At 65.3% G+C, this 14262-nt stretch carries 11 protein-coding genes; 3 read left to right on the top strand and 8 right to left on the bottom strand.

The genetic code is table 11. The annotated features are described in order from the left end of the window. Positions 1–111: 111 nt before the first annotated feature. From QFZ57_RS18925 to QFZ57_RS18910, 4 genes are all read right to left on the bottom strand, one after another. Complete coding sequence (locus tag QFZ57_RS18925) at positions 112–1209, bottom strand: substrate-binding domain-containing protein (RefSeq protein WP_306901307.1); 1098 nt, start codon at positions 1207–1209, stop codon at positions 112–114. Positions 1210–1259: 50 nt separating this feature from the next. Then, positions 1260–2546 carry a multiple monosaccharide ABC transporter permease gene (gene mmsB, locus QFZ57_RS18920; RefSeq protein WP_306901306.1) on the bottom strand — a complete coding sequence of 429 codons (1287 nt, stop codon included), beginning with the start codon at positions 2544–2546 and terminating at the stop codon, positions 1260–1262. A 44-nt stretch (positions 2547–2590) separates the two neighbouring features. Next, entirely contained in the window at positions 2591–4153 is a 1563-nt protein-coding gene (gene mmsA, locus QFZ57_RS18915; protein ID WP_306901305.1) for a multiple monosaccharide ABC transporter ATP-binding protein, read from the bottom strand. Between the two features lie 131 nt (positions 4154–4284). Beyond that, positions 4285–5475, bottom strand: coding sequence for an ROK family transcriptional regulator (locus tag QFZ57_RS18910; RefSeq protein ID WP_306901303.1), 1191 nt, complete (start codon positions 5473–5475; stop codon positions 4285–4287). Positions 5476–5714: 239 nt separating this feature from the next. Here QFZ57_RS18910 and QFZ57_RS18905 point away from each other — a divergent pair, with 239 nt between their 5' ends. Further along, complete coding sequence (locus tag QFZ57_RS18905) at positions 5715–6578, top strand: carbon-nitrogen hydrolase family protein (RefSeq protein ID WP_306901302.1); 864 nt, start codon at positions 5715–5717, stop codon at positions 6576–6578. On the opposite strand, the gene QFZ57_RS18900 is transcribed toward QFZ57_RS18905, so the two are convergent. Both QFZ57_RS18900 and alr read right to left on the bottom strand, forming a co-directional pair. Beyond that, positions 6575–8212: a PucR family transcriptional regulator gene (locus QFZ57_RS18900; RefSeq protein WP_306901632.1), complete on the bottom strand. Its 1638-nt coding sequence runs from the start codon at positions 8210–8212 to the stop codon at positions 6575–6577. The genes QFZ57_RS18905 and QFZ57_RS18900 overlap by 4 nt on opposite strands. Beyond that, positions 8202–9440 carry an alanine racemase gene (alr, locus tag QFZ57_RS18895; RefSeq protein WP_306901301.1) on the bottom strand — a complete coding sequence of 413 codons (1239 nt, stop codon included), beginning with the start codon at positions 9438–9440 and terminating at the stop codon, positions 8202–8204. The genes QFZ57_RS18900 and alr overlap by 11 nt, the downstream gene beginning before the upstream one ends. Positions 9441–9635: 195 nt before the next feature. Here alr and QFZ57_RS18890 point away from each other — a divergent pair, with 195 nt between their 5' ends. After that, a complete protein-coding gene (locus tag QFZ57_RS18890) occupies positions 9636–11066 on the top strand; it encodes an amino acid permease (RefSeq protein ID WP_306901631.1) in 1431 nt (476 codons plus the stop codon). After that, positions 11063–12799: a flavin monoamine oxidase family protein gene (locus tag QFZ57_RS18885; RefSeq protein ID WP_306901300.1), complete on the top strand. Its 1737-nt coding sequence runs from the start codon at positions 11063–11065 to the stop codon at positions 12797–12799. Before QFZ57_RS18890 ends, QFZ57_RS18885 begins: the two co-directional genes overlap by 4 nt. On the opposite strand, the gene QFZ57_RS18880 is transcribed toward QFZ57_RS18885, so the two are convergent. Beyond that, complete coding sequence (locus tag QFZ57_RS18880; protein WP_306901299.1) at positions 12796–13314, bottom strand: gamma carbonic anhydrase family protein; 519 nt, start codon at positions 13312–13314, stop codon at positions 12796–12798. The two genes, QFZ57_RS18885 and QFZ57_RS18880, sit on opposite strands and share 4 nt — an antisense overlap. A 63-nt stretch (positions 13315–13377) precedes the next feature. Further along, complete coding sequence (gene purU, locus QFZ57_RS18875) at positions 13378–14238, bottom strand: formyltetrahydrofolate deformylase (RefSeq protein ID WP_306632003.1); 861 nt, start codon at positions 14236–14238, stop codon at positions 13378–13380. Positions 14239–14262 lie beyond the last annotated feature (24 nt).

The following is a 14262-nucleotide window of genomic DNA, read 5'->3' as shown; positions in this document are numbered from 1 at the left end:
ACTGCTCCCCGTAAGTTGGAACTGAATTTTCAGTCCAACTTACGGGGAGCAGTTCAACGAAGCGGCCGGGCTTTCCGGTCTGCCGGTTTTACGCGGCGGTTTCTAAAGGTGTTACTTGGTGATGGGGCCGAGAACGGGATCGTCCTTGTAGGCCGTCTTCACGTTGGCGGCGGTCACGATGACCGGCTCCAGCAGGTATGCCGGAACGGTCTTGACCTTGTTGTTGTAGGACTTGTCGTCGTTGATCTCAGGCTTCTTGCCGGCCTGCAGGTCCTTCACCATGGTGATGGCGTGCTCAACGAGCTTGCGGGTGTCCTTGTTGATGGTGGAGTACTGCTCGCCGGCCATGATCGACTTGACCGATTCAACTTCGGAGTCCTGTCCGGTGATGACCGGCGTTGGCTTGCCGGCGGCCTTGACGGAGGTCAGGATTGCGCGGGCCAGGAGATCGTTGGGTGACAGGACGCCGTCCAGGGGTGCGCTGGTGTAGCTGCCACTGAGCAGGGTGTCAGCGCGGCGCTGGGCGTTTTCGCTCTTCCAGGCCTGGGTTACGGCCTGCTCGAAGCTAGTCTGGCCGGAGAGGACCTTGAGGGTGCCGTCGTCGATCTTCGGCTTCAGGACGCTCATGGCGCCGTCGAAGAAGACCTTCGCGTTGGCATCGTCGGGGGACCCTGCGAACAGTTCGATGTTGTACGGGCCGGACGGCTTTTTGGCCTTAAGGCCTTCCAACAATGCCTGGCCCTGGAGCACGCCCACCTTGAAGTTGTCGTAGGCCACGTAGTAGTCCACGTTTTCGGTGTTCAGCAGCAGGCGGTCATAGGCGATGATGGTGGCACCGGCATCCTTGGCCTGCTTGAGCTGGGTACCCAGCTGAGAGCCGTCGATGGCGCCCACGATGATGACCTTGGCGCCCTTGGTGACCATGGCACTGATCTGGTTCTGCTGCTCGGAAACGCCGGCGTTGGCGAACTGGACGTCAGCCTTGAAGCCCGCGCCACTGAGGCCGTCATTGAACAGCTTTTCGGCGAGGACCCAGTTTTCACTCGTCTTCTGGGGAAGTGCGACGCCGATGGATGAGTTCTTTTCGAATCCTCCTGCGCCTCCGCTTGCGCCACCCGAGGGGGCCTCTGAGCGGCCGCAGCCTGTCAGCGCCAGTGCTGCGATGGCAGCGACCGCTGCTGCCTTTCCTGCTTTACCCATCATTCGCATTGTTGGTTCTCTTTCTCTGTAGTGGTGTAACGCTATTCAGGCTGCTCAAGTCAGGCTTCCCTGGCGATAGCTTCCTTGGTGGAGGTGGTTTCGTCGGGCTGGAGAGGGTTGCTGGGACCGCCGCTGGTGGGACGGTTGAAGTTCCTGGTCAGCATGCCGATAATCGACTTTTTGCCCTGGGTCTTGTTGTAGACGTCAAAGGCGACCGCGATCAGGAGCACCAGGCCCTTGATGATCTGGGTGAGGTCGGCGCCGACGCCCAGGAGCTGCAGGCCGTTGTTCAGGACTGCCATGACCAGGCCACCGATGATGGAGCCGACTACTGTGCCCACGCCGCCGGTCACTGCGGCTCCGCCGATGAAGACGGCGGCGATGGCGTCAAGTTCCCAGCCCACGCCGTCGAACGGGCCAGAAGCGGTGGAACGGCCCACGAATATCATGCCGGCCAGGCCGGCGAGGATGGACATGTTCATCATGACCAGGAAGTTGACCTTCTTGGACTGGACACCGGAGAGTTCGGCCGCGTGCCGGTTGCCGCCCACTGCGTAGACGTGGCGGCCAAGGACGGTGCGGGAAGCAATGAAACCGTACAGCAGCACCAGGACGGCGAGGATGAGCCCCGGAATGGGGAAGGAGGTTCCCGGGCGGCCGGTGGCGAACAGGTAGGTGGCGTAGAGGATGGCACCGCAGATCAGGACCAGTTTCAGGGCGGTGACCCACATTTCGGGTACTTCGGCGCCGAGGGCCTTGGCGCGGGCGCGGGAGCGGAGCTCGCCCCACACCACGAACGCGGCGGCGGCGATGCCCAGCAGCAGAGTGAGGTTGTTGAAGCCGGTGTTGGGGCCGACTTCGGGCAGGTAGCCGGAGCCGAGGTACTGGAAGTCGGAGGGCACCGGGATGGTGTTGGACTTGCCGACGAATTGGTTGAAACCGCGGAACAGGAGCATGCCGGCCAGGGTCACGATAAAGGCAGGAATGCCCACGTAGGCCGTCCACCAGCCTTGCCAGGCCCCAATCACCGCGCCCAGGACCAGCCCCAGGAGTACGCCGGCATACCAGGGGATGCCCCAGTCGCGGATAGCCAGTGCCACGGTGACGCCGACAAACGCGGCCACGGAACCGACGGAGAGGTCGATGTGGCCCGCGATGATCACAAGGACCATGCCGATCGCCAGGATCAGGATGTAGGAGTTGCCGTTGAAGAGGTTGATGACGTTGCCGGGGGTGAGTGTCCGGCCTTCGGTGGCCAGCTGGAAGAAGATGATCAGGGCCACCAGGGCGAAGATCATGCCGAATTGGCGGGTGTTGCCGCCAAACAGCTTTTTGAGGGCGTTCATGGTGTCAGTCCTTGTGTCCGGAAGGTTCTGGGTGGGCCAGGGGGTCAGGCGGCTTCGGCTTTGCGGGCGGAGGTCATCAGTTTCATCAGGCTTTCCTGGCTGGCCTCGTCTTTGTTCAGGACACCAGTGATGGCGCCTTCGAAAATGGTGTAGATGCGGTCGGACAGGCCCAGGAGTTCGGGGAGCTCCGAGGAGATGACGATCACTCCCTTGCCCTGGTTGGCGAGCTGCTGGATGATGCCGTAGATCTCATACTTGGCGCCGACGTCGATGCCGCGGGTGGGCTCGTCCAGGATCAGCAGGTCGGGGTCGGTAAACATCCACTTGGCGAGGACCACCTTCTGCTGGTTGCCGCCGGAGAGCTTGGCCACGCCTTCCTCCACGGACGGCGTCTTGGTCCGCAGCGACTTGCGGTACTGTTCGGCAACCGTGAACTCCTGGTTGGTGTCCACCACGAAGTTATGGCTGATTTTGCGGAGGTTGGCCGCCACGGTGGTGGTCTTGATGTCATCCAGCAGGTTCAGGCCCAGGGACTTCCGGTCCTCGGTGACGTAGCCCAGCCCTGCGTCGATAGCCTGCCGGACGTTCTTGAGGACCACCTCCTTGCCGTCCTTGTAAATGTGGCCGTCGATGAAGCGGCCGTAGGACCGGCCGAAGACGGAGCGGGCCAGTTCCGTGCGTCCGGCGCCCATCAACCCTGCGAAGCCAACGATTTCACCGCGGCGGACAAAGAAATTGGAGCCCTTGCACACCAGGCGGTCCTGGACGGCGGGGTGGCCCACAGTCCAGTCCTTGACCTCGAAGAACACCTCGCCGATCTTGGGCGTGTGGTCCGGGAACCGGGATTCCAGGGTGCGGCCCACCATGCCCTTGATGATCCGGTCCTCGTCCACGCCGTCCTTCTTGACGTCCAGCGTCTCGATGGATTTGCCGTCGCGGATGATGGTGATCGAGTCGGCGACCTGCTCAATTTCGTTGAGCTTGTGCGAAATGATGATGCAGGTGATGCCTTTTGCCTTCAGGCCCAGCATCAGGTCCAGCAGATGCTGGGAGTCGGATTCGTTAAGAGCCGCGGTGGGCTCGTCCAGGATCAGGATCTTCACGGACTTGTTCAGCGCTTTGGCGATCTCCACCAGCTGCTGCTTGCCGACGCCGATCTCCTTGATGGGAGTGTCCGGATCATCCCGCAGGCCCACGCGGGCCAGCAGGTCCAGCGACCGCAGCCGGGCCTCGGCCCAGTCGATGACACCGCGTTTAGTAGGTTCGTTGCCCAGGAAGATGTTCTCCATGATGGACAGTTCGGGGATCAGCGCGAGTTCCTGGTGGATGATCACAATGCCGGCGTGCTCGCTGGCCCGGATATCCCGGAACTGCTGGACCTGCCCCTGGTAGACGATGTCGCCGTCGTAGCTTCCGTACGGGTATACGCCGGAAAGAACCTTCATCAGGGTTGACTTGCCGGCACCGTTCTCGCCGCAGATGGCGTGGATTTCGGCGGCCTTCACCCGGAGGCTGACCTCCGAGAGGGCCTTGACCCCTGGGAACTCCTTGGTGATGGAACGCATCTCCAGGATGACCGGATCCGTTTGCGTGGGTTGGGACGTCATGAGCCCTTACGCCTCCAATGCATGACTTCTTTGTCCGCCCAGCAAAGCACTGGGCCGTCTGATGAAAAAGTAAACTTGATCACAGCTGTTGCCGTCAAGTCTTTAACTCAATTGCCGGATAACGAAATGGATTACGACCTGCGGATTCCGGCGTGCTGGAACACCAAAGCGGCAGCGCCGAGGGCCTCCGCGCGGTCTCCAAGCGAGGACATGGTGAGCGTTGTGGTTTCCCCGATCACCGGCACGGCGTGCCGGATCAGGCCCCTCCTGATGGGGTCCAGCAGGATGTCGCCGAGCCCCGCCAGCGGACCCCCCACCACGATGACCTCGGGGTTGATCAGGTTGGCTACATTGCCCAGGGCCCGGCCCACCGCCAGGCCCGCGTCGTCCACGACACGAAGGGTGGCCGGGTCGCGGTTCAGGGCCTTCCTGACGATGTCCGCGGGGGTCAGAGGCCGGTCCTCGCCGCGACTCAAAAGCTCGATCATGGTGGTGGTGGAAGCAATGGTTTCCAGGCACCCGCGGTTGCCGCAGCGGCAGATCAGGCCCTGCTCGTGGATGGTGGCGTGGCCTATCTCGCCGGTGATTCCAACGTTGCCGTAATAGGGCGCGCCGTTGAGGATCAGGCCGGCGCCGATGCCCGAGCCGATCTTCAAAAACAGGAGGTTGGCCACTCCCGTATGCTGGCCCCAGGTGACCTCGGACCAGGCCCCCAGGTTGGCATCATTGTCAATAAACACGGGGATTCTCAAGGTTTCCTCAAGATGAGGCAGGATGTTGATGCCCACCCACTCGGGCAGGATGGCGCCCTGGGCTACGGTCCCCGTCCGCCTGTCGATAGGACCCGGAATTCCGACGCCGGCGCCCACCAGGGAGCTGCGTTCGATTCCGCTTTCGCGCAGCAACTTTTCCAAAAGCGCCACCGCCGCCTGGATGCCCTCGTCCGCCTGGTGGCCGAGGGGGAGCATGATGGATTCCTCCGCGATCACGTGGTAGCTCAGTGACGCCAGGACCACCCGCAGGTGGCGCCGGCCAAAGTCGATGCCCACCGCCACTGCACCGTTGCTGTTCAGCCGTACGTTCAGTGCCCGCCGGCCGGAACTGGTGATGGGCTCGGCGGATGCCAGCCCGGAATCGAGCATGATTTTGACGATGTTCGAGACGGTGGCGGTGGACAGCCCCGTCTGCCGGGCCAGTTCCGCCTGGGTGGACGGACCGCCCATCAGGGTCTCGATAATCCGCTGCTGGTTCAGTTGCCGCAGGGCGGACTGTGAACCGGGATTCTTGGGCTTGCTCCTCGTTGAGCGCGGGGTTGCGGACATGCTATGAAGATTGCCCTATCGCCGCTGTTGTAGTCAAGAAGTTAACGCAAAGGACCGGTCGCGGGCCTTCGGGACTGCGGATCAGGGACGTAGTCAGCTTTTGCCGTGCATTCTGTCCTGCCGCACGGGCAGCCGGGTCCAAACGACCCGCCGTTCTGCCGCTGGCGCTGACTAGGCTGGAAGGCAAGAACAGTCCGGCCCATCCATTCCAATGGACAGGCTAAAAGAAGGTGGTAACGATGCTGCTGTCCGTCCTGCAGGCGAATGCCGTGGTCCTGGACGTTGAGGCCAATCTCCGGACCATTGACGATGCGGCTCGCCGGGCATCACATGCCGGCGCCCACCTGCTCCTGACACCGGAGCTGTTCCCCGTGGGCTATGCCCCGCTGAGGTTGCGCGGGGAGCTGGACCCTTCAAGCCTTCCCGCCATTCGTGAAGGGCTGGCCGAAATCGCCCGCCGGAACGGGATCGCGCTTGTCTACAGCCTGCCCGTCGAAGCGCCTGGGTACAGCGGGGCGGTGCCCGCCGGGAGCCCCGATTGGTATATCTCAGCAACCCTGGTCGATGCCACCGGCGCCGAACTCCTCAGCTACGCCAAGGTGCACCTCTTCGGCGGCGAGGAGCGAAAGGCGTTCAGGGCCGGCGCGCAACCTCCCGCCGTCGTGGATTTCAACGGGATCCGCACCTCGCTGCTGATCTGCTACGACATCGAATTCCCTGAGGCCGCCCGCGCAGCCGCCGGCCGCGGCGCTGAACTGCTCCTGGTGCCCACGGCACTGTCGGCCGGTTTCGAGGCTGTACCCGAGGTGCTCATCCGTGCCCGGGCGCTCGAAAGCCAGGTGCACGTGGCGTATGCCAACCACTGTGGCGCGGAGGACGCCTACACATTCGGGGGCGGAAGCGTGGTGGCGGGACCGGACGGCGGGCTCCTCGCCGAAGCCGGGAGCGCCCCGGCCCTGCTTTTCGCCGATGTGGGCCCGGAGGCCGTCCGCGCGGCCAGGGACGAGGTGCCGTACCTGCGGGAGCGCCGGCCGGAGCTGTACCGGGAGTGGGAGGCAGGCCTGCCGCGGGAAGCGGGCCAGCCGGGGGACAACCCCGCCTAGCCGGCGGTGTCCACCTTCCCGCCGCTGCCTGCCGGCCCGCCGGTCAGCCCGTCGGTGTACTGCAGGGCAATCCAAACCTCGGCCCGCACCTGTGCCTGGTTCAGGTCCATTCCGAGCAGTTCGGCAAGGACCCCGATCTGCCGCCGTACGCTGTTCCGGTGCAGTCCCAGCAGCTTCGCCGAGCCGTCCCAGCTGCCGTTTTCGCTAAGCCAGCCGCGGAGGACGGCCAGCAGCGGGTCACGCCGGTCCGGTTCGAGCGCCAGGACCGGATGGAGGAGCCGTTCCGCCAGCAGTATGCCGGCCTCACGGCCCAGCAGCCCGGTGACCGACCAGGACACCTCGTCGGCCCGGATGCTGTGGCCACTTCTCCGGACCCGGCTGCGAAGGGATGTGGCGTGCTGGTACGCGGCGGGAAGGCTGGTCAGCTCGGTGGGTTCACCGATCACCAGGCGCCACCCGAGCTTCTCCACCTCGGCAAGCAGCGCATCGTCCACCTTGAGCCGGGTCACCGCGGCGAATCCGTAGTCCGTGATCTCCACCAGCTTGGTATCGAACATGCGCCGCCACTGCAGCAGCTCCCTGACGGGGCTCTCTCCCGCCGGCCACTCCGGCGCTTCCACCTTGATGCCCTGCAGTACGCGCACGGGTGCGGAGCGGGTGGAGGAAAGGCTTTGTGCCAGCAGGTCCTTGAGTCCGTTCAGCCGCCGGGTGCCCCCGGTGGTGAGGCTTTCGGGATGCAGCAGGACGGCGGTGGCCAGCTGGCTGGGAGCCAGTGAGCCGCTGGTGCGCTGCCGGACCAACAGCTCAAGCAGTCCGACGGCTGACTGGACCACGTTGTTCTGCGCGGGCGTCAACGGAACGTCGGAGCCCAGGATCAAAGCGCCCAGGTTGGCGTCCCTGGTGCTGCGCAGCGGGTGGCCCACCACCAGTGCCGAGCCGGGCTGGTCAAAGCCGTCCATTTCCACCCTGGGGCCGCGGCCGGACAGCAGCCGTTCCAGCATGGGTTCGAGCAGGGAAAGCTCGACGGCGGTGCTGCCGCCGGCACTGGTGCCGCGGGCCCGGACCCGGCCGTCCGCTCCCACCATCACAGCCCACACGGGTACGCGCTGGACCAGTGCCGCCAGCAGCTCGTGCTCCGGCTTGGGGGAGAGGACGGCACGCATGAGCTGCCGGTTGGCCTCTGCCAGCTGGCGGAAGACCCTCGCATTGTCGGTCTCCAGCAGTTGTGAAAACTCGAGGCCGATCGCCGCGAAGGGCAACGACTCCGGCACCTCGAACAAGGTGAGGTTGTGCCGCCGGCAGGCCTCGATGACCACGTCCGGGACTGCGTCGAAGTATGGCCTGATCCCGAAACCCAGCGCGGCCACCTTGGCATCAACCAGCCGCATGACATACGCGTCCACGCTGGCCGGTGATCCGCCGTCGCCCAGGAAGGGAAGGCCCGCGGTGAGCAGGAATTCGCCCTCCGGAAGGTATGGCGTCGGGTCCTCCAGTTCACTGGGCTCAACCCATCGCAGCAGCTGGCCGCCGCTGCCGCCGTCGTGAAGCATGTTCAGCACCGGCGGCAGCTGGTCGAGGAACTGCTGGAGGGTGACGAAGCTCAGCCGTCCGGACGTGGCAGGCTCAACCGGCATGGTTGTGCCCGGCGGGAACCGGCTCCTGGTAGTCGGGGCACTCATGGGCCGGGCTCCCGCCGGCATAGGCGCGCGGCAGGCGCGGTGCGATCCTGTTGATGATTTCGTCCCCGTGGCTGCCGATGGCAGCGCCCCAGTCATCGGCACTGGCGGCACCGGTTGCAGGATCCCCGAACAGCACGGCAGTATCGCCAACATTGATCCCCATGGCATCGGGCCCCAGGTCCACCATGAACTGGTCCATGCAGACCTTGCCGATCACTGGGACGCGCCGGCCCGCGATGCTCACCACGGGACGGCCGCTGATGCCCTTTGGAATGCCGTCCGCGTAGCCCAGGGGGATAAGGCCCAGATATCGCGGTTCATGGGTGATGGCCTGGTGTTCATAACTGATCCCGGTGCCGGCGGGGACCTTTTTAACCATCACCAGGGGAGCAGTGACGCTCAGCGCCGGACGCAGGCCGAAGTCAGCGGGAGCCAAGTGGTCGGCGGGGGCCAGGCCGTAGACCGCCAGCCCGGCGCGCACCATGTCGAAATGGAATTCAGGCCGGTCAAGGATGTTGGCGGAACTGGACACATGCCTGAGCTGGGGGGTGAGGCCTGCCGCTTCCGCCGCCTGGACGGCATCCTCGAACTGCGCCACGGCGGCGGCGTTTCCGGGATGGGCGGGGACGTCTGCCCATGCCAGGTGGGTCCAGATTCCACGGACCCAAAGGTCGCCGTCGAGTTCGCCCTGGCGGGCGCGGGAAACAAGCCCTGCCCAGTCTTCCATGCGTGCACCGCCCCGGCTAAGGCCGCTGTCCAGCTCAAGATGCACGACGGCGGGACGGCCCAGCCGCCGCGCGGCAGCTGCCAGCACCTCCAGCTGGGAGACGCTGCCAAGGGACACATCGACGTCGTTTTCCAAGGCCTCGGTGATGGCGTCGCTGGTCTGGGATGCCAGGTAGAGCCAGGAAAGGATGGGGGCGGTGATGCCCGCCTTGCGGAGCGTGATGGCTTCGGCGAGCTGGGCCGTCCCCAGCCAGTCGGCACCGGCTGCGACGGCGGTCCTGGCGACCTCCAGCAGGCCGTGCCCGTATGCGTTCCCCTTTATCACTGCCATGAAGAAGGGCGCTTTGGTGCGGGTTTTCAGGGCCTGGACGTTGTCCGAGATCGCGGACAGATCAACGGTGACCTGACCCGACAGAACCGCCGGGGCGGGCGGCTGGCTTTGTGCATTAAGTCTCATGGTGGATCACTATAAGTCATTTTGCACCGGGTTGAGAGTTGGCTCACATGCCAACCTTGGTGAGGGGAAACCGAAAACTACTCAGAAGGGACGTCAACGGTGACTGTGCCTGTGACCACCGAAACAACCATTGCGCCAAGCGGCGACCGGCCCGGCCTGCGGGCGCAGCTGCTGCGCCGTAAACCGATCGGCCAGATGGTCAGCGAAGCCGGAAGCAGCGGGGGCGGCACCGGACTGGTGCGCAGCTTCGGCGTCCTCCACCTGACCATGATCAGCGTTGGCGCCACCCTGGGGACAGGCATCCTGGTGATCCTGGGTGAGTCGGTTCCGCTGGCGGGCCCGGCCATCTGGATCTCGTTCGTCATCGCCGGCCTGGCTGCGCTGCTCTCCGCGGTGTCGTATGCCGAAATGGCCGGCCTGGTGCCAGTGGCCGGCTCAAGCTACTCCTACTCCTACGCCACCATGGGCGAGGGCATGGCATGGATCTGCGGATGGTGCCTGGTCCTTGAGTACGCGGTCTCGGTCGCGGCCGTGGCTGTAGGCGCCGGCCAGTACGTCAACGAGGCGCTGGCGGCGTTTGGGCAGGTGCTGCCCGATGCCATGTCGCAGCCTCCCGGAGACGGCGGACTGGTGAACATTCCGGCAGTCGCCATCGTGGTGCTGGCCATGATCCTGCTGGTCCGGGGCGCCCGTGAAAGCGCCTGGATCAACACGGTCATCGTCATCATCAAAGTAGGCATCCTGCTGTTCTTCTGCGCTGTTGCCTTTACCGCCTTCAACGCCGGAAACTTTGAACCTCTCCTGCCCATGGGCGCCGCAGGGGTTTCCGCCGCAGCCTCCCGGGTGTTCTTTTCCTACATCGGTTTTGACGCGGCATCCACCGCGGGTGAAGAGGCCAAAAACCCCGAGCGCGATCTTCCCCGCGCCATCCTGCTGTCCATGGTGATCGTCACCAGCATTTACGTCCTCGTGGCCGTCGCCGCGATCGGCGCCCGGCCCTGGGGCTGGTTCGACGGGACCGAGGCCGCCCTGGTCCAGATCCTGGAGGAAACCACCCACCAGCCCTGGATCGCCCTGGTCTTTTCCGTCGGCGCTGTCCTTGCCATCGCCAGCATCGTGCTCACCGTCCTGTACGGCCAGACCCGCATTCTTCTTTCGATGTCCCGGGACGGGCTGGTGCCCAGGGTCTTCGGACGCGTCTCGCCCCGGACCGGCACCCCTGCCGCCGGCACGCTCATTGTTGGCACCGCCGTCGCCCTCACTGCGGGGCTGGTTCCGCTCGGCGCCCTCGCCGACGCCACCAGCATCGGAACCCTGTTTGCGTTCGCGCTGGTCAATGTCGCCGTCATCTACCTGCGCCGCAACCGTCCGGACCTGAAGCGGAGCTTCCGGGTGCCGCTGTACCCCCTGACGCCCGTGCTGGGCACCCTGATGTGCGCCTACCTGATGGCGAACCTCGGTGCCGATACGTGGGCTGTCTTTGGCGCCTGGATGCTCGTGGGCATCGCCATCTACTTCGGCTATGGACGCCGGAACTCGAAGGTAGCGGCTCTCAGCGAGCTCGACTACCGTGAATTGACCGCCAAGGCCCCGAGCCAGGAACCTGTGAAAGCAGAACACTCATGACCACCGCCACCGAACTGCCGGCCTTTGATCCCTCCAGCACCTCCGCCACTCCGGCGGATGGCGCCCGACGGGGCGCCGACGGGCACGCAGCCCCCATCACCATGCTGAACCCCGATTTCCCGTTCAGCTACGACCATTACCTGGCACACCCGGACGGCCTGGGCTCCGTGCCGCCGGAGCTTTACGGCACGGAGGTGGCCGTCATCGGCGCCGGGCTCTCCGGCCTGGTGACCGCCTATGAGCTGATGAAACTCGGGCTGCGGCCCGTGGTCTATGAAGCGGACCAGATCGGCGGGCGGCTGCGCACCGCCGCCTTCCCTGCGGCGCCCGGAGTGGTGGCGGACCTGGGCGGGATGCGGTTCCCGGTGTCAGGCAAGGCGTTCTACCACTATGTGGATCTGCTGGGCCTGGAGACACAGGACTTCCCCAACCCCCTGGCCGAAGCCACCTCCAGCACCGTGATCGAGCTGGCCGGCAGGAAGCACTACGCGGAAAAGTCGAGCGATCTTCCGCCGTTCTTCCGCGAGGTGGCCGACGCCTGGAAGGCTGCGGTCAACAACGGCGCCAAGTTCGTGGAAATGCAGGAGGCCATCCGGGCGCGGGACATGCCCCGTATCAAGGGCCTCTGGAACGAACTGCTCCCGCTCATGGACGAGCAGACCTTTTACGGCTTCATTGCCGCCAGCGAGTCCTTTAAGAAGGCAGGGTTCACCCACAGGGAGGCCTTTGGCCAGGTGGGCTTCGGCACGGGCGGCTGGGACACCGACTTCCCCAACTCCATCCTGGAAATACTGCGCGTTGTCTATACCGACGCCGATGACCAGCACCGGCTCATCCGTGGGGGAGCGCAGCGGCTGCCTGAGGCACTGTGGCAGCACGCGCCGTCGGACCTGGTGCACTGGCCCGCCGGCACCTCGCTGGCCTCTCTGCACTCCGGCTCGCCCCGCGGCGCCGTGGGCAGGATCAGCCGCGACCCGGACGGAAACCTGCGGATCCGTGAACGCTGGGGCCGCGAGGCCAGCTACCCGGCCGTGGTGACCACCTGCCAGTCATGGCTGCTGTCCACCCGCATCCACACAGAGGAGGCATTGTTTCCGGCCGAGCTGTGGACCGCGATGGAGCGCTCGCACTACATGCAGTCGTCCAAGACGTTCGTGATGGTGGACCGGCCATTCTGGAAGGACATCGACCCCGCAACCGGCAACGAGGTCCTGTCCATGACGCTGACGGACCGGCTCAACCGGGCCACCTACCTGCTGGACAACGGCCCGGACCAGCCCGCTGTGATCCTGCTGTCCTACACCTGGAACGATGACGCACTGAAGTGGCTGGCCCTGGACGCGGACGAACGCGTGGAACTGATGCTGCACTCGCTTGAGCAGATCTACCCCGGGGTGGACATCGCCGGGCACATCGTGGGGCAGCCCATCACCGTGTCCTGGGAGGCGGACCCCAACTTCATGGGCGCCTTCAAGGCCAACCTGCCCGGGCACTACCGCTACCAGCAGCGGCTTTTCACGCACTTCAAGCAGGACAAACTGCCGGAATCCCAGCGCGGGATCTTCCTGGCCGGCGATGACGTCTCCTTCACCGCCGGCTGGGCCGAAGGCGCCGTCACCACCGGTTTGAACGCAGTCTGGGGCGTGGTGAAGCACTTGGGAGGGTCATCCGCAGCGGGCAACCCCGGTCCGGGCGATCTCCTGGACGAGTTCGGCCCGATCAGCCTGGACTAGTTGTGAAGCTCGCGGTGTTTCGCCGCGAGCTCCACGTAGCGCGTCGCGTTGGCGCGTACGCCGTCGAACTCGTCTTCCGTGAGTTCGCGGCGCACTTTGGCGGGCACGCCCGCCACCAGCGACCGGGGCGGAACCACCGTTCCTTCAAGCACGACGGCGCCGGCTGCCACCAGGGAGCCGGCGCCGATCACTGCGCCGTTGAGGACCGTGGCGCCCATGCCGATCAGGCAGTCGTCCTCCACGGTGCAGCCGTGCACGACGGCGGCGTGCCCCACGCTGACCCGTTCGCCCACCGTGCAGGGGAAGCCGGGGTCTGCGTGCAGCACCACGTTGTCCTGCAGGTTGCTGCCGGTGCCCACGGTGATGGCTGCGGTGTCGGCGCGGACGGAGACGCCGTAGAAGGCGCTCGAGTCCGGGCCAAGGGTGGCATTGCCGATGATCGACGCCGACGGGGCGACGAATGCTGAGTCATGGACAGCCGGGGTGTTTCCGGCGAAAGGGTACAGAGGAGCCATGGGTTCACCCTAGGCCACCAGACGGAGCGCCGCTTGGTGGCACGCCCGGGTTAAAAGCCCGTCCTAGTTGAAGACGACCGTCCGGTTGCCGTCCAGGAGCACCCGGTGCTCGGCGTGCCACTGCACGGCCTGGACCAGGGTGCGGCCCTCCACGTCGCGGCCCATCTGCACAAACTGCTCAGGGGTGCGTGCATGGTCCACCCGGATGACTTCCTGCTCGATGATGGGCCCCTCATCCAGGGCGGCGGTCACGTAGTGCGCCGTGGCACCGATCAGCTTCACGCCGCGGGCATGGGCCTGGTGGTACGGCCTGGCGCCTTTGAAGGAGGGCAGGAACGAGTGGTGGATGTTGATGGCCTTACCGGTCAGCTCGGTGCAGAGTTCGTCGGAGAGGATCTGCATGTAGCGGGCCAGGACGGTCAGCTCGATGCCGTGCTCTGCGATGATGGCGCGCAGCTTGTCCTCGGCCTGCACCTTGGTGTCCCTGGTGACCGGGATGTAGTGGAAGGGAATGCCGTAGAACTCGGCAAGCCCGGCGAGGTCCTGGTGGTTCGACACGATGGCGGGGATCTCAATGGGAAGCGTGCCGGAACGCTGCTGGAAAAGCAGGTCGTTGAGGCAGTGGGCCGAGGTGCTGGCCATCACCAGGGTGCGCACCTTGTCGCCGACAGTATTAAGGTTCCACTGCATGGCGAAAGCCTCCGCTACCGGCTCCAGCGCGGCCCGCAGCTCGGACTTGGCCGCCGCCGTGGTCACCTCCACGCGCATGAAGAAGTTCCCGGTTGAAGGGCTGCCGTACTGCTGCGAATCCGTAATGTTGCAGCCCGCCACCATCAGCGCTCCGGCCACGGCGTGGACGATTCCGGGACGGTCCGGGCAGGACAGGGTTACGACGTACGCTTGGTTCAGCTGCTCTTCATTCACGCGTAATAGCCTACCCGCGCGGCG

Origin of the sequence: Arthrobacter sp. B1I2, assembly GCF_030816485.1 — a bacterium.
In the GTDB taxonomy this organism is placed as follows: domain Bacteria; phylum Actinomycetota; class Actinomycetes; order Actinomycetales; family Micrococcaceae; genus Arthrobacter.
This window is presented reverse-complemented; position numbering and strand designations above follow the sequence as displayed.